The 20,571-nt window shown below is 62.7% G+C and carries 23 protein-coding genes; 12 read left to right on the top strand and 11 right to left on the bottom strand.

Features of this window, described 5'->3' with window-relative positions:
- The first annotated feature begins 12 nt into the window (after nt 1-12).
- A complete protein-coding gene (ligA, locus tag B2G88_RS12970; protein WP_087715356.1) occupies nt 13-2,166 on the top strand; it encodes an NAD-dependent DNA ligase LigA in 2,154 nt (717 codons plus the stop codon).
- A gap of 31 nt (nt 2,167-2,197) precedes the next feature.
- On the opposite strand, the gene B2G88_RS12975 is transcribed toward ligA, so the two are convergent.
- The 5 genes from B2G88_RS12975 to B2G88_RS12995 form a co-directional block, all read right to left on the bottom strand.
- Nucleotides 2,198-2,449, bottom strand: coding sequence for a type II toxin-antitoxin system HicA family toxin (locus B2G88_RS12975; protein WP_054863708.1), 252 nt, complete (start codon nt 2,447-2,449; stop codon nt 2,198-2,200).
- Between the two features lies 1 nt (nt 2,450).
- Nucleotides 2,451-2,720: a type II toxin-antitoxin system HicB family antitoxin gene (locus B2G88_RS12980; protein WP_054863713.1), complete on the bottom strand. Its 270-nt coding sequence runs from the start codon at nt 2,718-2,720 to the stop codon at nt 2,451-2,453.
- A gap of 150 nt (nt 2,721-2,870) precedes the next feature.
- Nucleotides 2,871-3,815 (bottom strand): ABC transporter permease, encoded by a 945-nt coding sequence (locus B2G88_RS12985; RefSeq protein ID WP_087715012.1) that lies wholly within the window; start codon nt 3,813-3,815, stop codon nt 2,871-2,873.
- Nucleotides 3,812-4,744, bottom strand: a complete 933-nt coding sequence (locus B2G88_RS12990) for an ABC transporter ATP-binding protein (RefSeq protein ID WP_054863709.1) — start codon at nt 4,742-4,744, stop codon at nt 3,812-3,814. Before B2G88_RS12990 ends, B2G88_RS12985 begins: the two co-directional genes overlap by 4 nt.
- A 59-nt stretch (nt 4,745-4,803) precedes the next feature.
- Nucleotides 4,804-5,073 (bottom strand): hypothetical protein, encoded by a 270-nt coding sequence (locus B2G88_RS12995; protein WP_054863710.1) that lies wholly within the window; start codon nt 5,071-5,073, stop codon nt 4,804-4,806.
- 120 nt (nt 5,074-5,193) lie between these two features.
- Here B2G88_RS12995 and B2G88_RS13000 point away from each other — a divergent pair, with 120 nt between their 5' ends.
- The 5 genes from B2G88_RS13000 to B2G88_RS13020 all read left to right on the top strand — a co-directional run bounded on the left by B2G88_RS13000 (nt 5,194) and on the right by B2G88_RS13020 (nt 9,519).
- Nucleotides 5,194-5,916 (top strand): hypothetical protein, encoded by a 723-nt coding sequence (locus B2G88_RS13000; RefSeq protein ID WP_087715013.1) that lies wholly within the window; start codon nt 5,194-5,196, stop codon nt 5,914-5,916.
- Nucleotides 5,917-5,942: 26 nt separating this feature from the next.
- Nucleotides 5,943-7,706, top strand: coding sequence for an excinuclease ABC subunit C (locus B2G88_RS13005; RefSeq protein WP_087715014.1), 1,764 nt, complete (start codon nt 5,943-5,945; stop codon nt 7,704-7,706).
- 76 nt (nt 7,707-7,782) lie between these two features.
- Nucleotides 7,783-8,325: a hypothetical protein gene (locus tag B2G88_RS13010; protein WP_087715015.1), complete on the top strand. Its 543-nt coding sequence runs from the start codon at nt 7,783-7,785 to the stop codon at nt 8,323-8,325.
- A gap of 202 nt (nt 8,326-8,527) precedes the next feature.
- The gene (locus B2G88_RS13015; protein WP_054864119.1) at nt 8,528-9,133 is read left to right on the top strand and encodes a DUF192 domain-containing protein; all 606 of its coding nucleotides are present in this window, start codon (nt 8,528-8,530) and stop codon (nt 9,131-9,133) included.
- A gap of 89 nt (nt 9,134-9,222) precedes the next feature.
- The gene (locus B2G88_RS13020) at nt 9,223-9,519 is read left to right on the top strand and encodes an SUI1 family translation initiation factor (RefSeq protein WP_054864118.1); all 297 of its coding nucleotides are present in this window, start codon (nt 9,223-9,225) and stop codon (nt 9,517-9,519) included.
- Nucleotides 9,520-9,536: 17 nt separating this feature from the next.
- Here the strand turns inward: B2G88_RS13020 and B2G88_RS13025 are convergent, their stop codons facing one another.
- Both B2G88_RS13025 and uvrB read right to left on the bottom strand, forming a co-directional pair.
- The gene (locus B2G88_RS13025; RefSeq protein WP_140408870.1) at nt 9,537-10,094 is read right to left on the bottom strand and encodes a hypothetical protein; all 558 of its coding nucleotides are present in this window, start codon (nt 10,092-10,094) and stop codon (nt 9,537-9,539) included.
- Nucleotides 10,095-10,163: 69 nt separating this feature from the next.
- The gene (gene uvrB / locus B2G88_RS13030; RefSeq protein ID WP_087715016.1) at nt 10,164-12,227 is read right to left on the bottom strand and encodes an excinuclease ABC subunit UvrB; all 2,064 of its coding nucleotides are present in this window, start codon (nt 12,225-12,227) and stop codon (nt 10,164-10,166) included.
- 471 nt (nt 12,228-12,698) lie between these two features.
- On the opposite strand from uvrB, the gene B2G88_RS13035 reads away from it, so the two are divergent.
- Together B2G88_RS13035 and B2G88_RS13040 are read left to right on the top strand one after the other, a co-directional pair.
- The gene (locus tag B2G88_RS13035; RefSeq protein ID WP_054864120.1) at nt 12,699-12,965 is read left to right on the top strand and encodes a DUF7553 family protein; all 267 of its coding nucleotides are present in this window, start codon (nt 12,699-12,701) and stop codon (nt 12,963-12,965) included.
- An 87-nt stretch (nt 12,966-13,052) separates the two neighbouring features.
- A complete protein-coding gene (locus B2G88_RS13040; RefSeq protein ID WP_054864116.1) occupies nt 13,053-13,406 on the top strand; it encodes a hypothetical protein in 354 nt (117 codons plus the stop codon).
- Nucleotides 13,407-13,686: 280 nt separating this feature from the next.
- Here the strand turns inward: B2G88_RS13040 and B2G88_RS19620 are convergent, their stop codons facing one another.
- Both B2G88_RS19620 and B2G88_RS13045 read right to left on the bottom strand, forming a co-directional pair.
- The gene (locus tag B2G88_RS19620; protein ID WP_176393239.1) at nt 13,687-13,857 is read right to left on the bottom strand and encodes a hypothetical protein; all 171 of its coding nucleotides are present in this window, start codon (nt 13,855-13,857) and stop codon (nt 13,687-13,689) included.
- Nucleotides 13,858-13,916: 59 nt separating this feature from the next.
- Entirely contained in the window at nt 13,917-15,047 is a 1,131-nt protein-coding gene (locus B2G88_RS13045; protein WP_087715017.1) for an ORC1-type DNA replication protein, read from the bottom strand.
- Between the two features lie 378 nt (nt 15,048-15,425).
- Here B2G88_RS13045 and B2G88_RS13050 point away from each other — a divergent pair, with 378 nt between their 5' ends.
- The gene (locus B2G88_RS13050) at nt 15,426-15,812 is read left to right on the top strand and encodes a hypothetical protein (protein WP_054864115.1); all 387 of its coding nucleotides are present in this window, start codon (nt 15,426-15,428) and stop codon (nt 15,810-15,812) included.
- Between the two features lie 101 nt (nt 15,813-15,913).
- Nucleotides 15,914-17,005, top strand: coding sequence for a Gfo/Idh/MocA family protein (locus tag B2G88_RS13055; protein ID WP_087715018.1), 1,092 nt, complete (start codon nt 15,914-15,916; stop codon nt 17,003-17,005).
- Between the two features lie 26 nt (nt 17,006-17,031).
- On the opposite strand, the gene B2G88_RS13060 is transcribed toward B2G88_RS13055, so the two are convergent.
- The gene (locus B2G88_RS13060) at nt 17,032-17,199 is read right to left on the bottom strand and encodes a DUF1059 domain-containing protein (RefSeq protein WP_087715019.1); all 168 of its coding nucleotides are present in this window, start codon (nt 17,197-17,199) and stop codon (nt 17,032-17,034) included.
- Between the two features lie 194 nt (nt 17,200-17,393).
- Between B2G88_RS13060 and B2G88_RS13065 the strand changes: the two genes are divergently transcribed.
- Nucleotides 17,394-17,972, top strand: a complete 579-nt coding sequence (locus B2G88_RS13065) for a metal-dependent hydrolase (RefSeq protein ID WP_087715357.1) — start codon at nt 17,394-17,396, stop codon at nt 17,970-17,972.
- Nucleotides 17,973-18,010: 38 nt separating this feature from the next.
- Nucleotides 18,011-18,322 carry an ASCH domain-containing protein gene (locus B2G88_RS13070; RefSeq protein WP_054863874.1) on the top strand — a complete coding sequence of 104 codons (312 nt, stop codon included), beginning with the start codon at nt 18,011-18,013 and terminating at the stop codon, nt 18,320-18,322.
- Nucleotides 18,323-18,346: 24 nt separating this feature from the next.
- On the opposite strand, the gene B2G88_RS13075 is transcribed toward B2G88_RS13070, so the two are convergent.
- Nucleotides 18,347-20,410: a MutS-related protein gene (locus B2G88_RS13075; RefSeq protein ID WP_087715020.1), complete on the bottom strand. Its 2,064-nt coding sequence runs from the start codon at nt 20,408-20,410 to the stop codon at nt 18,347-18,349.
- Between the last annotated feature and the right edge of the window lie 161 nt (nt 20,411-20,571).

The following is a 20,571-nucleotide window of genomic DNA, read 5'->3' on the forward strand; positions in this document are numbered from 1 at the left end:
CTCGAGCAACGAATGTCTCTCGCCGACGAAAACGTGGACGAGAACCCGTACCTGCGAGATCCGCCGACTGACTTCGAACCGGTCGACGACCTCGCGGACGAGGACGCCCGTGAGCAAGTCGACCTGCTCCGGGAGGCCATCTGCGAACACGACCGCCGGTACTACGTCGAAAGCGACCCGCTCATTGCGGATCGGGCCTACGACGCACTCTTTGCCCGCCTGCAGGACCTCGAGGATGCCTTCGACTGCACCCATCCGGACAGCCCGACCCGAAGCGTCGGGGGCGAGCCACTCGAGGCGTTCGACACCGTCGAACACGTTGCGCCAATGCTCTCAATCGACCAGAGCGGCGAGGCCGCGGACGTGCGAGAGTTCGACGAACGCGTTCGACGAGAAGTCGGTGACGTTCAGTACGTCTGCGAACCCAAATTCGACGGCGTCTCGATGGAGTTCGTTTACGAAAACGGCAGTCTCGAGCGCGCAGTCACGCGCGGGGACGGCCGCGAGGGCGACGACGTGACACGGAACGCCCGCACCATCGGCTCGGTGCCCCAGAAACTCCACGGCGACTACCCCGACTTCCTCGCGGTGCGAGGCGAGGTCTACATGCCTAAAGACGCCTTTCAGGCGTACAACCGCGAACGCATCGAGCGCGGCGAAGAACCCTTCGCGAACCCGCGGAACGCGACCGCCGGCACCATCCGCCAACTCGACCCCGCCGTCGTCGCCGAGCGCCCGCTCGATGTCTTTTACTTCGACGTGCTCGAGGCCAGCGATCTCGAGGACAGCCACAGCGCGGAACTCGAGCGATTCCCCGAGTGGGGACTTCGCGTGACCGATCACGTGGAGTTCGCAGGCGATATCGACAGCGCGGAACCACGTTCCGCGGATCAGTCGAGCGGTGACGAGCCGCGAGACGCAATCAACGGCGCACTCGAGTACCGCGACCACATGCTCGAGATGCGCGACGACTTGAACTACGAAATCGACGGCACGGTCATCAAAGTCGACGACCGCGCGGCCCGCGAAGAACTGGGTCGGACCGCACGCCACGACCGCTACGCCTTCGCCTACAAGTTCCCAGCCCGGGCTGAGGTGACCCCAATCGCAGACGTGGCCGTCCAGATCGGCCGCACGGGTCGCGTGACGCCGGTCGCCCTGCTCGAGCCGGTCGACGTCGGCGGCGTCACGGTCTCGAGAGCGAGCCTGCACAATCCCGAGGAGATCGCCGAAAAGAACGTCGACATCGGCGATACGGTCCGCGTCCAGCGCGCGGGCGACGTGATCCCCTACGTCGAGGAGGTCGTCGAGAAGGGGGCGGCGAACGAGCCGGAGAGCCACTACGAACTCCCCGAGCACTGCCCCGTCTGTGACAGCGCCATCGAACGCGACGGGCCGATGGCGTTCTGTACCGGCGGGCTGGCCTGCGACGCCCAACTGCGGCGCTCGATCCAGTACTACGCGAGCGACGACGGCCTCGATCTCGAGGGACTGGGCGAACAGAGCGTCCGCCAACTCGTCGATGCCGGCTTACTCGAGTCGGTCGCAGACCTCTACGCCCTCGAGTGCGAGGCACTCACCGCACTCGAGGGCTGGGGCGAGACGAGCGCCGACAACCTCCTCTCGGAACTCGAGGACGCCCGGGAGCCGCCGCTTCCGGACTTCCTCTCGGCACTCGGCATTCCCCACGTCGGTCCCGCGACGGCTCGCGAACTAGCCCGCGATTTTGGCTCCTTCGCGGCGGTTCGCGAGGTTTCTGAGACCGACCCCGAGCGACTTGAGGGCGTCGACGACGTCGGGGAAACGGTCGCCCAGCAGATTCACGACTTTTTCACGAGCGAGGCCAACGCAGCGGCCGTCGACGACATCCTCGAGCACGTCTCACCGCAGGAGGCCGAGATGGACGCAGGCGGCGACGAACTCGAGGGACTCACCTTCGTCTTTACGGGCTCGCTCGAGGGCGTGACCCGAAGCGAGGCCCAAGAAACGGTCGAGGCCCACGGCGCGAACGCGACGGGCAGCGTCTCGGGGAATACGGACTACCTCGTGGTCGGCACAAATCCGGGCCAGTCGAAACGCGATGATGCCGATGATAACGACGTTCCGATCATCGACGAAGACGAGTTTCGGGAGTTGGTAGGAGAGAAAGGGATTTCGCTCGAGTGATCGATGAACACCACCGTTCTGTGTGAACGAACTATGAATTGCGCTCAATCCACGCACAGAACTCTTCGAAGTCCCGTGCACCGGCACTGTCTGCGATTGACCTGAGTGTCCCTGTCCGGAGTTCGTCGTGCAGCGGAACCGTCACCCGTCGACGGTCGTCCTCGTTCGTTGGGTGTTCGTAGTACAGTTGCGCATGATCGCCGGTTGTTCGACGCCACTCGAAGCCCCCCGCGTTGACTAATGCTTTCACGACTTCCGCACCCGAGAACGTCCGTCGTGCCATCCTACTCGAGGACGTCTGGCGGCTCTTGGTCGCCGGTCGTATTGTCCGCGGGATCGATTCCCAGTTCGTGGAGGTCGTCCTTCGTCGGCTCTCGGCCTCGGTCGCCGTTGTGAAGCGCAAGCGCCTCATCGAGGTTTTTCAGGGCGACATCGCGAGACGACCCCTGACTCGTCACGCCAGTCTCGAGATCTGTGGCGATCCACTGGCCGTCTTCTCGCCAGAGACGGATCTCGCTGTCTTGAACGTCACCGTCGCTCGCTGAACTGGCCATTATATACTGTTCTTGGAGGACGATTTGCATAAGCGTTCGGCTCCTCGAGGAACTGAGACACAAACCCCACAGACAGACTACTGCCAGTCAATTTCAGCCCGACCACAAACTGTCCTGCGCTTGGACTGGAAACTCAGATAGCAGACCGTCTCAGAGGTCGACGCGATTGAACCGATAGATCGCGAGGGCGATTGGGACGACGATCCAGCACAGCAGGACGATAAAGGCGAACCAGTCTTGCAGGTAGAACGGAAGCGAACCGTCGAAGAACAGCTCGAGCATGGCGACGCTTTCGTCATCGAGATTAGGAGCCGACGTGACAAACGAGAGCGCGTTCGCGTACGCGGCGTTCGGATTGAGGCTCTGATAGAACATCGCGGCCTCGAGGAGTGTGTCGCTCTCGGGGAGGTAGTCGTAGGAGATCAACATGCCGACGACGCCGACGACGGCGCCCCAGAAGACGTAAAACAGGGCGAAGACGCCGAAGGCTGCGGCGGCGGCAAACGTCGTCGAGCGAAGCAGCGAGGACACGGCGATGGTGACGCTCGTGTAGGCGATGCCGTACAGGACCGAGATCAACAGCAAGCCGAGGTAGTCGGTCACGTCGAACGTGCCGAGCAAGACGGCGACCGGAATCGCCGCGAGGACGAAGCCGATGATGAGCGAGAGCGAGAGGACGCTCGAGCGACCGATGAGCTTCCCGAGAATGACGTCGGCTCGAGAGTGGGGAAGCGCGAGTAGAATCTTGATACTCCCGGATTCACGCTCGCCGACGATTGCCTTCCAGCCCAGCACGATTGCGATTGCGGGGATAATGAACGAGCCGACGCCGAAGACCTGACTGATGAGCACATCGGTCGTTGCCCCCTCAGCCAGAATCGCATCACCATCGAAGTAGGCAATCGCGCCCGTCAGCGTGACCAGCAGGATGAAGAAAAAGGCGCTGAGGAACCAGAACAGCCACGAGCGAATCGAATCCTGCAAGTCCTTTCGCGCCACCGCGAGGACGCTTTCAGGGTTGATATCGAGCGCGCTCGAGGACTGTTCCGGCTCCGTCTCAGCCGTTCCCGCGCCCGTTTCTGTCTCAGTACTCATCGCGCCTGCACCTCCGTTCCCGCATCGGTCGTATACGACTGGAACACGTCCTCAAGGCTTGCCTCCCAAGTCGAGAAGTCTTGCACGTCGATGCCGCGGTCCTCGAGTTCGCCGAGAACGGCGGTTTTCGAGCCCTCGACCTGCACGGTGAGCGTCGGCAGCTCATCGCGGTCAGCGGTGGCATCGGTCACGTCGGGCAGGCTTCGAACCGCTCCCAATGCGTCGTCATCGATTCGGTCGACGACGATCTCGAGTGTGGTTCCGCCACTAATCGAGTCGCGCAGTCCGGAGACGGAGTCGACGGCGACCATTTCACCCTCGCGCAGGATGCCGACCCGGTCACAGACGGCTTCGACCTGCTCCATGCTGTGACTCGAGAAGAAGACGGTCGCGCCGCGGGCGTTTTCCTCGCGGACGATTTCGCGCATCTCGCGCGCGCCGTTCGGGTCGAGGCCGGTCGAGGGCTCGTCCAGAATGAGGAGGTCGGGGTCGCCGACCAGCGCCATCGCGAGCATCAGTCGCTGGGCCATCCCCTTCGAGTAGCCGCCCGCTTTCGTGTCGATTGCGTCGGCGAGACCGACCCGCTCAAGGAGGTCTGCGGGGTCGTCGTCTGTACCTTTCGAGTCGATGGCGAACTCGAGGTGTTGGCGCGCGGTCAGGCGGTCGTAGGCCTCGACGCCTTCGGGGAGGACGCCGGTCCGCGAGCGGATTTCGCGGCTATTGGCCTGGGCGTCCATTCCGAGGACGGAAACCTGTCCGTTCGTCGGCCGGATGAAATCGAGCAGGATGTTGATCGTCGTCGACTTGCCGGCTCCGTTCGGCCCTAAAAAGCCGAACACTTCGCCCTCACGAACCTCGAACGACAACTCCTCGAGTGCGAGCGTCCGGCCGTAGGATTTCGTCACGTTGTCGACCGTGATCGCGGACATGGCTGTGTACTCTAGCCGTTCGCCGATAAGCGTTGCTTCTCTCGAAGCCCGAGACTCCCCTAGATCGAGTCGTCGGGATCGTACTGCTCGGCGGTCCGCTGTGCTTCCGTCGCGTACCGCTCGCGGGTTTCCTCGTCCGTCACGTCCTCAAGGTCGCTCGCTGTAACCTCGACTGCGGCGGTGACCGGCGATCCGGTTCGCAACGAAGTCGACGAGCGCTCGCGCTGTTGGTAGCGCGAGCCATCCGGCGTTGCGTAGATGATCGTCACGATATTGCGCGCCCCGAACTCCCGCTCGACGAGCCAGCACTGCTGCGTCGACTCACTCATAGCCACTTCTTTGCCCTCGAGCACCGAGAATGTACCGAGCGGCGGCTTTGCGTCTCTCCCTGCGAAAACCGACCCAGACGTACTTGGGTGTCGGCGGTGAGCCACACAGCAGGACCGAGCATGGCCTGGACCAGTCACGTCGACGAACTGCTGTACGATGGCGAACGCGAGCGCCATCGTCTCGAGTTCGCCCACGCGATGGCGGTCGTCACGAACCATCGAGTGCTCGTGTTTACCGACGGCGACGGCCCGGCGTATCGCCACATCGACCGCCCGAACGTCGGCCGCGTCGTCGTCGACGTCGGTGGCGAGCCACGGCATCTCGGTCATGCGCTCGTGCCCGGCCTGCTCGGGGCGCTCTTGCTCGCCGTCAGCGCACTCGCCGCGTCGGTCGACCTCGGTCTCCGGTCGGCCGCGGAGTCAATGAGCGATGGCGGCAGCGAGACGACGGGCTTGCCATCCGCACTCGACAGCGCCTTTGGGGCGGCAGAAACGCTGCTTTCGGCGTTCGAACTCGGCCTTCTCGCACTCGGCGCGCTCGCACTCTGTGGCGGGTTGTTCTTCTGTGCGCGCTACGCTCGCTCGCGGTCTCGAGCCGTCCGGCTCACCGTTTACGGTGACGACGACATCACCTTCCCCGTCGCCGATATCGATATCGAAAACGGGCGTGTGACCGCCCTCAATAGTGCGATTCAGCCGGGCGACGAGCACCACGCACTGCTCGAGGAACAACCGGACGGTCTCGAGGGCCGACCCGACACGGACGCGACTGAGCGCAACCCGCGGGCGGAGCGCACAGATGGGATCGGTCCGGGCGAGCGGAGAGGCAAGGAGTCAGGCTAAACTTCGCGCACGCCCTAGGCCCGCCGATGAATGCCGACGGGGTTCGCGACCGAGCCAGTTCGTTGCCGCGAGAGCCCGGCGTCTACCAGTTTCAAGAGGGTGAGACGACGCTGTACGTCGGGAAAGCTGTCGACCTGCGGAGTCGAGTCGGCTCCTACGCCGACCCGCGAAGCGCGCGCATCCGCCGCATGGTCGAGCGCGCCGAAACGATTGAAATCGCGGTCACAGACACCGAGACGCAGGCGCTCTTGCTCGAGGCGAACCTGATCAAGCGCCATCAGCCACGCTACAACGTCCGGCTCAAGGACGACAAGTCCTACCCGATGGTGCAACTGACGAGCCACGAGGCCCCGCGGATCGAGAGTACGCGCGACCCAGCTGAGTCCGCGACCGTCTTCGGCCCGTACACGAACAAAGGACAGGTCGAGACTGTCGTGAAGGCGCTGCGGGAAACCTACGGCGTGCGGGGCTGTTCGGACCACAAGTACTCGGGTCGCGACCGGCCCTGTCTCGACTACGAGATGGGGCTCTGTACGGCTCCCTGTACCCGCGAGATCGACCTCGAGAGCTACGCGGAGGACGTGACGGCCGTCGAGCGATTTCTCGAGGGCGAGACGGGAATTCTCGCCGATCCGTTGCGCCGCGACATGGAAGCGGCCGCTGAGAACCAGAACTTCGAGCGCGCCGCCAATCTTCGGGACCGCCTCGAGACCGTCGAGGCGTTCCACGGCGAGGGCGGCGAGGCGGTCCAGTCGGTCGGCGACGAGCGCGCCGTCGACGTCCTCGGCGTCGCCATCGAAGGCGAGGACGCGACCGTTGCCCGCCTGCGAGCCGAGAGCGGCAAACTCGTGGATCGCGAGCAACACACGCTCGAGGCACCCCAGGAGGACGCGAGCGAGGAGTCAACGCCAGCGCATGCGAGCGGCGTGCCGGCTGTTCTCGCCGCCTTCATCGTCCAGTACTACGCCGAGCGCCAGTTGCCCGACGCTCTGCTCCTGCCCGAACGCCACGGCGACGACGAAGTGGCGGCGTGGCTCGAGGCCGAAGGCGTCTCGGTCCGCGTGCCGGGTGCCGGTCGCGAGGCCAAACTCGTCGAACTCGCGCTCAAGAACGCCCGGCGAAACGTGGGCCGTCGCGACGAGTGCGGGATGCTCGCAGACGCCCTCAAAATCGATGCCGCCCGGCGGATCGAGGGCTTCGACGTAAGCCACGCCCAGGGAAAATCCGCGGTCGGCAGCAACGTCACCTTCGTCGACGGCAGCGCCGAAACCGCCGACTACCGCCGGAAGAAGTTAACAGATCAGAACGACGACTACGACAACATGCGCGCACTCCTCGAGTGGCGTGCCAGCCGGGCCGTCGAGGGGCGTGACGACCGACCCGACCCCGACCTTCTGTTGATCGACGGCGGGGCGGGCCAACTCGAGGCCGCTCGAGACGCACTCGCGGCGGTTGGGTGGGACGTGCCCGCCGTCGCGCTGGCAAAAGCCGAAGAGCGCGTGATCACGTCCCATCGGGAGTTTGCGTGGCCGTCCGACGCGCCGCATCTCCATCTGCTCCAGCGCGTGCGCGACGAGTCCCACCGCTTCGCGGTCCAGTACCACCAGACGATTCGCGACGACGTGAAAACCGTCCTCGACGACGTTCCCGGTATCGGCCCCGAAACCCGCTCCCAACTACTGGGTCGGTTCGGCAGCGTCGAGAACGTCCGCGAGGCCACACTCGAGGATCTCCAGAGCGTGTCCGGTATCGGCGAGAAGACAGCCGAGACGATCAAGTCGCGATTGTAGGGCCTTCTCGAACGGCCATTGGCGAAACGATAGGATAGACAACACATATGTGTTCCCGTAGTGTATCCTCGTCTATATGAAGGAGTTTGCCCGTGCGATGATCGTCCCCTTTTTCATGGTTCTCTTCCCGGCAGTCTGGTTTGTCAACCGAAACCTAACGACGGAACAACTCCCGCCAACAGTTGAACCGAGTGCCGGATTGATCCTGCTCGGACTCGCCGGGTCGGTCGTCGGTTCGGCCGCCGTCGCAGCCCCTCTCGCATTTCTTGGACAGAATCGATCCGTTCCATCGGAAGACCTACCGTACCGACAGCGTATCTTCCAGCCGGATACCGACGCCCTCGTCGTCTTTTTTGCCTTCATTGTGCTCTGTACGGTCTGGGCACTGGTTGTGTTCGTCGGCATCGGCCCAGCCGTCCTCGGTAACGTACTGACGGTCGTAATGATCCTGCCCGGCTTGCCGCTGCTTGTTCTCGCCCCGCTCGCCATCCACTGGGCCGTCGCAACGACCGTCGGTCTCGCTGCCTGTGCGCTCTGGCTCTCCGTTCTCTCAGTCGGCACCGTCGAACTCACCCGAAAACGGTCGGGAAATTCGACCACTAACTCTAGTGGCCACTGAGCGTCACTGTACATTCAACCACACGATAGGTGCGCCTGTTTTTATCGTGTCCAACGACGCCCTCGAGAATCTCCAGAGCGTTTCCGGTATCGGCGAGAAGACAGCCGAGACGATCAAGTTACGATTGTGAACGTAACGGGTATCGTGACACTCTCGGTTTGCCTGCAGAACTGATTTATTTCCGATCAATGCAGTGATCGGTATGGCAAAAATGCGGTCTCGACGACACGTTCTCGGTCTCGCTGGAACCGTTGCGCTCGCCGGCTGTTCGAATCTGGACGACTCGAGCGACGAGTCCATCGGTGATGCGAACACTGAGGGGGCGGTGGATGACACGAACGAGTCGAACGGGACGAGCGACGATGCCGACAACAGCGGTGACGACACCGAAAGCGATGACGATCTACACGCCGAGTACGACACGACCGAGGTGCAGGCCGTGTCGGCCGACGGCGACGACCTCGAGTCAGTGACGGCGGCGATAGCCGAAACCGACGAGGAACTGGTCCGCGGGCTGAGCGAGACTGAGGACTTGCCCGACGACCGCGGCATGCTGTTCGTCTACGACGAGGACGACCAGCGCCAGTTCGTCATGCGAGACATGGACTTCGGTATCGACATCATCTACGCCGATTCGGATGGGACGATCACCGGCATCCACCACGCGCCCGCGCCCAGAGAACGCGAGGAGGGCAGCCATCAGGTCTACGTCGGCCACGGCGAGTACGTCCTCGAGACCGTCTACGACTGGACCGTCGACCACGAGGTCCACGTCGGCGACACGCTCGAGTTCGATCTCGAGTCGTAATCGCCGATGCGCGACCGCCAGCCCACGCGGACGAACGCCCGGCGAGTGCAAGGACAGCCCTATCGACGTGTCCAATCTAATGCTAGCACGTGTCAAACGACGACGACCTCGACGACTTGCTCGATGAACTCGACAGCCAGGGCGACCTCGAGACCTCCCAGCAGGTCCTGTCCATCCGAACCGAGAGCCGACGCTACGACAAGCCGGTGACGATCATCGAGGGCTTTGACCTGTCAAAATCGGAGCTCAAATCAACCGCCTCCGAACTCAAAAGTTCGCTTGGTACCGGCGGCACGGTTGGCGACAACCGAATCGAACTGCAAGGCGATCATCGCGACCGCGTGCCCGACTTGCTCCGCGAGCGCGGTTACGACGTTCGCGACTAGTACGTGGCGTCGTGGCGTCACTCGAGCACGTCAGCACACATCGTGAGTTTCCAGTCGATACGCCCGGCGAAATCGATAGCGTGAGAATCGTAGTAGTCGATTTCTCGGCGCTCGAAAAATCGCTCGAGTGCGCGTGTCGCGGTTTCGTACGCTGACCGATTCCCCCAATGGAGTTGCGTCTCGAACTCCAGTCGCGAGAACAGGTTCGATGCCCGCTGGTAGTGCACTCGAGCGTCGGCGTTGTTGGTCATGAGCAGTGCGTCGGCGAGCCACTCACAGCCGAGTCCGCGGACGATGGCGCAGGTTCCCTCCGAAATGATCGAGCGACACCGCTCGCGGACGAACCCCGCCGTGCGGGTCGCTCGCTGCTCGTTTCCCGCGCGATCATCCAGTTCAATCGAGCGGAGCAGACTGCCGACACCATCGCGGTACGTCCGAGTATTGCGGTACATTTCCGAGGCGAACCGGTACATCCCAAGTGCAAAAAACGACGCCGCAGCATCGGTGAATTCACCGTCCGATTCGACAGTCTGAGCACGACTCTGAAGGACGTGCATGAACTCCCCCTGTGACACAGTACTGTTACTACACAGAATAGTGTATAAATATTTACTGCAGTAGTAGTTATAATATGGTGCTGTGAGCTAAAACTCCTCAGTAGGCGGAACCACGCCCTCATCCTCGTCACCAGCGAGTTCGAACTCCTCGCGGACCTCGCGGATCCGATCCCGAATATCTGCGGCCAACTCGAACTCGAGGTTGCTCGCGGCCTCCTCCATGCGGTCCTCGAGTTCGGCGATGTAGCGGGCGGCTTCCTCGTCGTCCTCGAGTTCGCGACCGGAGACCTGCGTGGTTTCGGTGGTGGAGCCGGGGAGGTTGGTCTCGCCGACCTCCTTTTCGATGGTCGTCGGCTCGAAGCCGTGTTCTGCGTTGTACTCGCGCTGAATCTTGCGGCGACGTTGTGTCTCCTCGATGGCCGACTCCATCGCGCTCGAGGGGGCGTCAGCGTAGAGGACGACCTCGCCGTTGACGTTGCGGGCCGCCCGCCCCATCGTCTGGACGAGCGTCGTCTCACTGCGCAGGAAGCCCTCTTGGTCGGCGTCGAGAATGCCGACGAGCGAGACTTCGGGAATGTCGAGTCCTTCCCGGAGGAGGTTGATCCCGACGAGCACGTCGATTTCCCCGAGGCGGAGCGAGCGGATGATCTCGTGGCGCTCGAGCGTGTCCGTCTCGTCGTGCATGTACTCGACGTTGACGCCCGCCTCCTCGAGATACTCCGTGAGGTCTTCGGCCATGCGCTTGGTGAGCGTCGTCACGAGCGTCCGTTCGTCGCGCTCGATGCGCTCGTCGATTCGATTCATCAGGTCGTCGATCTGGCCGGTGGCCTCTGACACCTCGATTTCGGGGTCGACGAGGTGTGTGGGTCGAACGATCTGTTCGACGATCTGGTCGCTCTCGTCACGTTCGTAGTCGCTCGGCGTCGCCGAGACATACAGCGTCTGGTCGGTCTTTTCCTGGAACTCCTCGAACGTGAGCGGCCGGTTGTCGTAGGCCGTCGGCAGGCGAAAGCCGTTCTCGACCAGCGAGTCCTTGCGTGACTTATCGCCGGCGTACTGGCCCCGAACCTGGGGGAGCGTCTGGTGGGACTCGTCGACGACGGTCAGGAAGTCGTCGGGGAAGTAATCCAGCAAGGTGTAGGGCGCCTCGCCGGACTCGCGATCCGAGAGGTACAGCGAGTAGTTCTCGATCCCGGAACAGTAGCCCGTCTCTTGCATCATCTCGAGATCGAACGTCGTCCGCTCGTCGATGCGCTGGGCGGCGATCATGTCGCCTGCCCGCTCGAAGTACGAAATTCGGCTGTCGAGATCGGTGCGAATCTCGTCCATCGCCCGCTCGAGTTTCGTTTCGGGAATCGAGTAGTGCTCTGCGGGGTGGATCAAGACTGCCTGCTGGTCGCCCTGGGTTTTCCCCTCGAGCGGGTCGACTTTGACCATGCGGTCGATTTCGTCGCCCCAGAGTTCGACGCGGACGGCGTAGCGGCCGTACATCGGATAGATCTCGATTGTGTCGCCCCGGACGCGAAACGTGCCCTGCGTGAAGTCGACGTCATTGCGCTCGTAGTTCAGATCCACGAGTTGTGCGAGCAACTCGTCCCGACCGATTTCTTCGCCGACCTCAAGTCGCAGCGACATGTCGATGTAGTTTCGCGGGTCACCGAGGCCGTAGATTGCGGAGACGGAGGCGACCACGATCACGTCCTCGCGCGTCAGGAGTGAACGGGTCGCGGAGTGGCGTAGGCGGTCGATTTCGTCGTTGATCGAGGCGTCTTTGTCGATGTAGGTGTCGCTCTGTTCGACGTAGGCCTCGGGCTGGTAGTAGTCGTAATACGAGACGAAGTACTCGACGGCGTTGTTCGGAAACAGGTTTCGGAACTCCTCGTACAACTGCGCCGCGAGCGTCTTGTTGTGGGCGATGACGAGCGTCGGCTTCTGGACCTCCTCGAGCATCCACGAGACGGTGTTGGTCTTTCCCGATCCGGTGACACCGAGCAGCGTCTGGGTGTCCATCCCCTGCTGGAACCCGTCGGCTAACTGCTCGATAGCCTCGGGCTGATCGCCCGCCGGCTCGAAGGGCGCATCGACCGCGAACGGCTGGGCAGCATCGGGACGATCCGGCTGCAGCGGGCCTCGAGAATCGGAATCGCTCATTATCGAGGTCAGGGGCTCGAGACACTTGACGCGCTCGCATTACTCGAGAGTGGCTGTGGAGAAGTTGGCCGGTCTGCATTGGAACCTGCCAATACCACGAAAGCCCCTGCCGTGCTCAACCATCCGGGTCTCGCTGCGCTCCTCACTCCGTTGCGGTGCTTACATCGTCCGGGATGGATCGACCACGGCAGCCCCTTTCAGTCCCACCCGTGTCGGCTGGCCGGTCGAGCCACTGCAGGGTGGGACTGAAAGGGGCTGGCACTCTCGAGGAAGGACGACGACGTAAGCACCGCAACGGAGTGAGGAGCGCAGCGAGTCGCCCGACTCGAGAGTGGCAGGGGCTTTCGTGGTGATATTGGATAGTACAGACTCGAGAACAGGTCAGTAAACGACACCGCAATCAGACCTATATGGGCGAACGTAGACAATGCCCGCCCAACCGTTATGGGTCGCCTCGTGATGCGTTCGACCATGACAGCACACCTGCAACAGGCTCGAGACGACCTCGAGGAAGCCGCGAAATCGGCGGACGACGACGTTCGCGACGATATCCGGGAGACGACTGACGCGTTCGCCGATTACGCCATGGGCGACACGAAGCCGGACCACGCGATGCTCGACGAGCGACTCAACACGCTTCGACAGGTGAGCCAGCAGGCGGAGGGAAACACCGAGCGAAAAGTCGAGTCGGCAATCGAGACAATCGAAGACTATCGCGAGCAGGTCGATCAGGCCTGAAACACTGAGTGAGAACGAACGCGCCACCGCACCGGTAGATGCAACCTGGACGCGAGGTATTTTTTGCCAGCCGAGAGATGGCTACGTATGCTCAACAGTTTCGTCGTCTTCGTCGCTAGCTTTCTGATCGGTGGGCTTGGGATCCACATCGGTGCAGTCGTCATCGCCGACGTGAGCGACTACACGTACGCTTTCTTCACCGCGCTCATCGGTGCAATTGTCTGGAGCGTCGTTGGCTTTCTGTTCGGCTGGATTCCACTCCTCGGCCCCGCACTCGTCTTGCTCGCGTACCTCGCGGTCATCAAGCGCCGCTATCCCGGGGGCTGGATCGACGCCGCCGGCATCACGCTCGTCGCGTGGATTGCCGTCCTCGTCGTCCTGTACGCCCTCGCCGCCGCCGACATTACGACGTTCGATGCGGCAGGGGTTCCCGGGACGTAGCCACCCTCAGCTTCGCTTGCAAGCGCCGCCTCAGACTGGACTGACTGATAGACGTCGTGGCGTTCCATCGGCCGTTGAACGGAATCGCTTGTGCCAATTTGAGCCGGCGAATGCTGGCGACGGACTGCGTGTGACTCGTGACTCGAGTCCACCCGACCGTTAGGCACCCGAGGCGCTCGAGAGTTTCGTCTGTCTGTCACCTGCTCAGAATGGTGTCTTAGTGCCCTGCGTCTCTCAATGAGAGTCTGGGAGTACTGTACCAGTTCACGCAGTGGCTCTCTTACGTTAGGCCCCACGCGATACCGAGAGCCAGACCCAGCGCCATCCCAATCGGAAGCCCCATTCCGATATTATCCATGGCGAGCCCAATACTCAGTCCCAACAGCGGCCCGAACGCGATCCCCATGGCCAGCTTGGTCGAATCTATCTGGTCGGTTTCGTCGGGAGACACGGTACGTCCTTTGATTTCTCGAGAGATAAGCCTGAAGATTGCAGTGCCTGTGAGCGGGGTTACTCGAGGCGCTCGAGAATGGCGTCTTTCTCGTAGGAAAGCGTCAGCGACCGTGAGCGCCCGCGGCCGTCGACCTCGGCGTATTCGGCGTCGATCAGCCCCAACTGGTCGAGTTTGTTGACGATTTCGGAGTATCTGGTGTAGCCGAGGTCAGTCTGGTCGTGGAACGCCTCGTAAATATCGCCGGCTTGCTTGCCGTCGTGGTGTGCGATCACCTCGAGCAGTGCTTCCTCGGTGTCGGCCAGACCTGAGAGGCTACGCGAGAGGTTGATGTACTTGGATTTCTCGTAAGCCTCCTCGACATCTTGGCGCTCAACCGTCCGACTCGCGCGCATTTCGGCGTTGAGTCCCGCCCGGCGCAAGAGGTCGATTCCCACGCGCAGGTCGCCGCTTTCGGCGGTGAGTGTCGCGACGTACTCGAGCGTCTCGCGTGAGATGACGCCGTCGTGAAAGCCCCGAGTCACGCGTTCCTCGAGGATGCCGACGATTTCGGGCTGGTCGTAGACCGGGAAGTAGACGTCTTCGGGCCGGAACACGCTCTGAACCCGGGAGTCGAGTTCGTCGATCACGTCGAGTGCGGGATCGGAGGAGACGACGATGACGCCGATTTTCGCGCCGGGGTGTTCCTCGTGGGCGCGAAGCAGCGAGTACAGCGTATCGGAGGCTTCGTTTTCGTAAAAGAGGTAGTTCACGTCGTCTAAGGCGACGACGAGTACCTTGTCCTCCTCGACGAGTTTCTCGGCGATCTGGCCGAACAATTTCTTAAAGGAGATTCCGGACGAGGGCGGCTCGTAGTCGAACGTTCCTTCGAACAGCCTCGAGAACACCGAGTAGCGCGTGGCGTTGACCTGGCAGTTGACCCGGATCGTCCGCACGTCGCTGGTCTGGGCTCCGACCTCGTCGAACAATTTCTGTAACGAGGTCGTCTTTCCGGTGCCGGGTGGCCCGCGGACCATGACGTTCAGCGGCCTCGAGCCCCGGACTGCCGGGCGAAGCGCGTAGGTCAGACTCTGCATCTGACTGTCGCGGTGTTTGAACGTCTCGGGGATGTAGTCGATCTCGAAGACGTGCTCGTCTCTAAACACGGATTCGTCCCACGACAACATCCCGCCCTCGGGATCGTCACCCATCACTTTCACCACGCTCTCGAAGCTACTTAGTTGTTCGTAGCGAACTCGAGATCGGGGGCTCGGATATCACCGTGACTCCGCTCACGGAGTCGGCATAGGGATATAGCCGACGTAATTCTCATCCCTGGTTACATCTACTGTTGGAGCTATTATTATATAATTAATCAGATTAGGATCGATTTCGAGCTTACTCAGCTATTACTTTCAAATAAATACATTCAGTATCGAAGGCAATTTATACAGCCAATATACACTTTCTGGTTGAAAATATATGATTGGCACCATAGATATGAATGGATTAATTGATGAGTCAGAGTCGGCAATTTCCGTCGTAGCCCTTTCACTGGCGATATTACTACTTGTATCAAGTAGATAATAATGACAGAGAATGCAATTTCCGCGACTGATGAGGAAGAGGGCTCACGCATCTGGCGAGAGGTGTTTTTCGTCGCCGCTGTATCCGCGCTGTTTCTCGTCCCGAGCGACGCTCGGACAGTCGTCTCACCCGACGTGCTCGTCGTCACTGTTACGGGAGGATTGGTCCTCGGTGTGATCGTACACGTGGTGTTCTCTCGTATCCAGATTGGCCGATTATCTGGGGGACAGCAAGTACTCGCCCTCCTGATGACTCTCGGTTCGGTGTATATCCTGGCCTGGGTACTCCTGCCAGTGGGCCAGTATGCGTTCCTCGCTCACTTCGCAGTCGCGTTTCTATGGGGGGCGACGCTGACTCAAGTCGCCGCTACGATTCGTCTCGACGATTGACACGCCGATCAGTTGTGATCGGTCAGAATTACTGTCTTCACTATTGATACCTTGGTGTTCAGATCGAGAGGCTTTACCGCACCGAACGGAAACGCGAGCGCATGACTCTCAATGCCGCCGTCGTCGGCTGTGGCAACATCGCCGACGCCTACTTCGCCGCGAAAGACCGCTTCGAGGACTACGAAATCGTCGCCTGTGGCGATCTTCAACAGGACCTCGCCGAACGGAAAGCCGACGAACACGGCCTCGAGGCCCGCCCTACTGACGACCTCGTTGCAGACCCCGAGATCGACATTATAATCAATCTGACGCCGCCGAGCGTCCACGCCGACGTGCTCGTCGACGCACTCGAGGCCGGCAATCACGTCTACACCGAGAAGCCACTCGCGACGACCGTCGCGGACGCCGAGCGGATTCTCGAGGCCGCCACAGAAACCGACAAGCTGGTCGGCTCCGCGCCGGATACGGTGCTTGGCGCTGGGGTCCAGTCCGCACGCGCGGCACTCGAGGCGGGCCACATCGGTCGGCCAATCGGGGCGACGGCCCACTGGATGACCGGCGGCCACGAGGTCTGGCACCCGAACCCGGATCTGTACTATCAGGAGGGTGGCGGCCCGCTGTTCGATATGGGGCCGTACTACGTCGGTGCGCTCATCACGCTGCTGGGATCGGCCACGACCGTCACGGGTGCTGTCGGGCAGGCCTTCGACGAACGAACGATTGGCAGTGGCGACCGCGCCGGCGAGACCATCGACGTCGAGGTGCCGACCCACGAGGCCGGCGTCGTCACCTTCGAGAACGGCGCGATTGCGAACCTCCAGTTCAGTTTCGACGCAACGGGTGGCTCCTCCGGGCCGTTCCCGCTATTCGAAATCTACGGCACCGAGGGCACGCTGCAGGTTCCCGATCCGAACAACTTCGATGGCGAGGTTCGGGTGCGAAACAGCGGTCGTGAGCCGTTCGAAACGCTCGAGCACACCCACGACTACACCGCTGGCCGCGGCGCGGGCGTCGCCGACCTCGCGCGAGCGGTTCGAGACGACGACTGGAGCCACCGCACCAGCGGCCAGCGCGCGCTCCACGGCCTCGAGATCATGGCCGGGCTTCGGACGGCCGCCGAGCAAGAGGAACACGTCACGCTCGAGCACGGCTGTTCCCAGCCAGCGCCGCTGCCGGAGTCGTTCCCGAAGTAAGGCGTCGACGCGCAACTCGACACCGGTCAGGCGGGTTCGATATGTTCGATGCCGCGCTCGAGGTCGGCCGGATCGATCCGGCCGCCGTGGGCCATGCGGACATGGGCGCGCACGAGTCGTTCGACCTCGTCCGTGCTACTCGAGTGGACCAGAAACGCACAGTGATCGTCTGAACAGACGAATCGGTATGGCATACGTTCAGTTTCGGCCGCTCGGGGCGTAGGCGTGACACTTGCGTGCGTCGGCCGGGTATACGGCGCGTGTGCGGTCACACGGTCGCTCGACGGCAGTGCGAGTGTGCGGTTCGCGTAGCAGTCGCTTGACGGCGGCGTTGCAGCGGGTGAGAATCCACCGCACCGATTTGCCGGCTGTCGACGTTTCCTCGAGTGTGTTACCGCCAGGGCACGTCGGTGTTGCCTACCTGCTGTACTCGCTGTACGCACACGGACGATTCCGCCGAGCGCCGGGATCGGGACCCGCGCTTGCCGTGCTCGTCGGCTCGCAGTTCGCCGATTTGATCGACAAGCCACTCTGGGTACTCAATGTTTTTCCGACCGGGCGCGACCTCGCGCACTCGCTGTTTTTCGCCGCTTCGCTGATTGTCGTCGTCTACGCCATCGGGTTCGCTCGCGGGTGGACCGAAACGGCGACCGCGTTCGTTATCGCCCACCTGTCGCACGTGGCCGCCGACATCCCGCTGCGAGCGCTGCTTGGCTATCCCTTCGGCACCGAATTCCTGTTCTGGCCGGTCCTTCCACACTTTACGTTCGGCTTCAGCGAGCGGTGGTTCGAGCCGCCGGCGCTCGTCGAAACGGTCGTCACGCCACTGACCGATTCGACGACGTTCCTCGCATTCGAGGGCGTGCTCTTCGCCCTTGTAATCGTGCTCTGGTACGCCGATGGCTGTCCCGGCCTCGAGTATCTCCGTCGTGGATCCGAGGCTGACAGTCAGCAGGTTGTTAACTGAACCGCCACCGTTACCAATCAGCGGCCGGAAATGGATGTATGGGAACAATCGACGCCAGCGACTTGCTGCCGGCCGAGCGACTCCGCACCGCCGCTCTCGAGGGCGAAGTCACACAACTCCACCGGGGCGACGCACACGCTTCCGAGGGCGATACGTTCGATATCGAGGGGACGACGTTCAAAGTCGTCGAGGTCCGCGAGGAACGACTCGGCGAGTTAACTGATGAAGACGCCCGCGCGGAGGGCTCGTCCGACCTCGAGTCGTACAAGCGCCGAATCGAACGAACGCACGACCTCGAGTGGGACGATAACCGAACCGCAGTGTTGCATCGGTTCGAGCCAATCTCGTAGGCGACTGCGAATTTCGCGACGCGATCAGTCGAACTTCTCGAGCAGCCGGTCGTAAAATAGCGGTTCCGCCTGCGCATCGGCTGCGGGTTCGCCGCCGTTCGTGCGAGTTGCCTCCCCTGCGTCGGTACCCGCTTCGGTCGCCAACTTCTCGACGATCAGCTCCGGCGTCGACCGGGCGAGGTGATCTTTGACCGGCGAGCGATTGACCTCGAGTTCCCCCTCAACCAGCCCCACCGCTTCGATGCCGTCGACGGTTACCTCGTAGTTCGCCATCTCGCGAATCTCGTCGGCCAGGTGCGAGACGAACACCGCCGTCGCGTCGTTTTCTGCGAGCGCCTCGAGGATGCCTGCGATGATCTTCGCCGACGCACCGGGTTCGGTGATGCTCTCGAGTTCGTCCACGAGGACGAGCGAGCCCTCGCCACCCTGGGCGAGGTCGGCGAACTCCCGGACTGTGGACTCGAACGCGCCCGCATCGAGCGTACCCTGTGTTTTCGCGTGATAGTGCAGGTCGTCGAATCGCCGTAGTTCGGCGTCCTCGGCGGGGACTGGCAGCCCCATGTGGGCGAGGACGACGACGCTCGCGACGAGGTCGAGCAGCGAGGTCTTCCCACCGCTGTTGACGCCCGAGAGCAAGGCAACGCCCGAGACCTCGTAGTCGACGGGATCGATCTCCTCGAGCGGTTCCGGAAGTAACGGTGAGCACCCGCCCTCGATGGTAAAGCCGGTAGCCGTCCCGGCCGTCTCCGCAGCGTCCCAGACGAAAGTGGGCAACTCGCACTCGAATTCGTCCGCGAACCGGGCAATCGCGAGTTCGACGTCCAACTCGAGGGCGGCGTGGACGAGGTCGCGAGCGTCTGCACGCTGGTCAGCCAGATCGGCTGCGAGATCGCGTTTGAGCCGTCCGGCGCGGCGTTCTTTGGCGGCGGTGAGTTCCTCCCGCAGTCGGGAGACGGCGTCCTCGTCGCGCTCGACCGGAAACGTCGGCTCGTCGCTGAACGCGCGCCGGGCGATTTCTGCCTCGCCGGTGTCGAGATCCAGTGCGTCGATCAGGTGCTCGCGGGCTGCCTCGACGGCTGCTGCGTACTCGTCGGCCAATTCTCGAGAGAGGAGCGAATCGACGCCAGCACCGCGTTCGACCAGCGAGAGCAGGTCCGCGCCCTCGATGGTCACGTCCTCCTCGCGGATCGCCTCGCGTAGGTGGTCGTTCGCGACGCTTTCGGCTGCGCCCGCGGCCACGTCGAGGTCGTCGACCGCTGTCGTCAGCCGATCTAACTCCTCGTCGCCCGCGACAGTCCCGTCGTCCTCGAGTCGAGAGAGGCCGTCCTCGAGAGCATCCAGATCGCAGTCGGTCTCGAGGTCGGCGACGCGATGAACCGCAATCGCGGCCCGGAGTCGGTTCCGGTTGCGCGCGAAGAAGGCGAGCGGGCGCTCGGGGACGACTTCGGCGGGGGTCTCGAGGGCGTCGGGTCGGACCTGCACGTCCCCGTCGATGGTGACGCCGGTGAAGGACTCGTCGAGTGCGATCACCGTCGAGTAGCCCCGAGCGAGTTCAGCAAGTCCCTGCGCGTCTTCGACGACCTCGACCGAGAGTTCCGGGATTGCCTCGCGAGCCTCGCTGTAGCGTTCGGCGTCCATCGTCGCCAGACAGCGCTCGCGGACGCGGACATCGCCCGATTCTCGAAGCGGTTCGACTCCGTCGAGCGCCTCGAGTACGTCGGGATCTGGGTCGCGCTCGAGGGCGTCGCAGGCGAACTCGCGAACCTCCTCGATGCGCGAGCGACAGGGGCTCGGATAGATCGTCTCGAGGCGAGCCGCGGCGTAGTTCGTGACAGTGCGGTCTTTGAGCAGGCCGAGGACCTCGCGATAGATCTCTCGTGCGCGACTGGTGGCGAGAAACCCGCCGGGGTCGTCGTGTTCGTCCCGAATTGCACCGCGAGCGATGCGGGCGGCTCGGCCCTGGCTGATCCCGGGTGCGGTCGCAATCGTCGCCACGTCGCCCGCGCGCAGCGCCTGCTCGGGGTCATCGAGGTCCGACAGCGCCCGTGCGGTCTTTTCGCCCACGCCCGGGATCGACTCGAGGTCCATTGCTTCTCGCGGAGGTATCAAACCGGAGCGAGAAAAATCCCCCGCCCCATCCCGCTCGAGAACTGCATGCTAGCACAGCACCATGTCGCCGCGAGGAACCAGACACTGAGGCAGGTCTCGCACATTTATGCCGCTCGAGGTTGCGGTGAGAGACATGCAGC

The organism is Natronolimnobius baerhuensis, from assembly GCF_002177135.1.
GTDB lineage: Archaea > Halobacteriota > Halobacteria > Halobacteriales > Natrialbaceae > Natronolimnobius > Natronolimnobius baerhuensis.

Excerpts from the sequence above, each read along its gene's own strand:
- B2G88_RS13070 (WP_054863874.1), top strand. The coding sequence starts at position 18,011 with ATGGGAACAATCGACGCCAGCGACTTGCTGCCGGCCGAGCGACTCCGC.
- ligA (WP_087715356.1), top strand. The coding sequence starts at position 13 with ATGTCTCTCGCCGACGAAAACGTGGACGAGAACCCGTACCTGCGAGAT.
- B2G88_RS12990 (WP_054863709.1), bottom strand. The coding sequence starts at position 4,744 with ATGTCCGCGATCACGGTCGACAACGTGACGAAATCCTACGGCCGGACG.
- B2G88_RS13000 (WP_087715013.1), top strand. The coding sequence starts at position 5,194 with ATGGCCTGGACCAGTCACGTCGACGAACTGCTGTACGATGGCGAACGC.
- uvrB (WP_087715016.1), bottom strand. The coding sequence starts at position 12,227 with ATGAGCGATTCCGATTCTCGAGGCCCGCTGCAGCCGGATCGTCCCGAT.
- B2G88_RS13015 (WP_054864119.1), top strand. The coding sequence starts at position 8,528 with ATGGCAAAAATGCGGTCTCGACGACACGTTCTCGGTCTCGCTGGAACC.
- B2G88_RS13045 (WP_087715017.1), bottom strand. The coding sequence starts at position 15,047 with ATGGGTGACGATCCCGAGGGCGGGATGTTGTCGTGGGACGAATCCGTG.
- B2G88_RS13010 (WP_087715015.1), top strand. The coding sequence starts at position 7,783 with ATGAAGGAGTTTGCCCGTGCGATGATCGTCCCCTTTTTCATGGTTCTC.
- B2G88_RS12975 (WP_054863708.1), bottom strand. The coding sequence starts at position 2,449 with ATGGCACGACGGACGTTCTCGGGTGCGGAAGTCGTGAAAGCATTAGTC.
- B2G88_RS13060 (WP_087715019.1), bottom strand. The coding sequence starts at position 17,199 with ATGCCATACCGATTCGTCTGTTCAGACGATCACTGTGCGTTTCTGGTC.
- B2G88_RS12980 (WP_054863713.1), bottom strand. The coding sequence starts at position 2,720 with ATGGCCAGTTCAGCGAGCGACGGTGACGTTCAAGACAGCGAGATCCGT.
- B2G88_RS13005 (WP_087715014.1), top strand. The coding sequence starts at position 5,943 with ATGAATGCCGACGGGGTTCGCGACCGAGCCAGTTCGTTGCCGCGAGAG.
- B2G88_RS13055 (WP_087715018.1), top strand. The coding sequence starts at position 15,914 with ATGACTCTCAATGCCGCCGTCGTCGGCTGTGGCAACATCGCCGACGCC.
- B2G88_RS13040 (WP_054864116.1), top strand. The coding sequence starts at position 13,053 with ATGCTCAACAGTTTCGTCGTCTTCGTCGCTAGCTTTCTGATCGGTGGG.
- B2G88_RS13075 (WP_087715020.1), bottom strand. The coding sequence starts at position 20,410 with ATGGACCTCGAGTCGATCCCGGGCGTGGGCGAAAAGACCGCACGGGCG.
- B2G88_RS12995 (WP_054863710.1), bottom strand. The coding sequence starts at position 5,073 with ATGAGTGAGTCGACGCAGCAGTGCTGGCTCGTCGAGCGGGAGTTCGGG.
- B2G88_RS13035 (WP_054864120.1), top strand. The coding sequence starts at position 12,699 with ATGACAGCACACCTGCAACAGGCTCGAGACGACCTCGAGGAAGCCGCG.
- B2G88_RS12985 (WP_087715012.1), bottom strand. The coding sequence starts at position 3,815 with ATGAGTACTGAGACAGAAACGGGCGCGGGAACGGCTGAGACGGAGCCG.
- B2G88_RS13050 (WP_054864115.1), top strand. The coding sequence starts at position 15,426 with ATGACAGAGAATGCAATTTCCGCGACTGATGAGGAAGAGGGCTCACGC.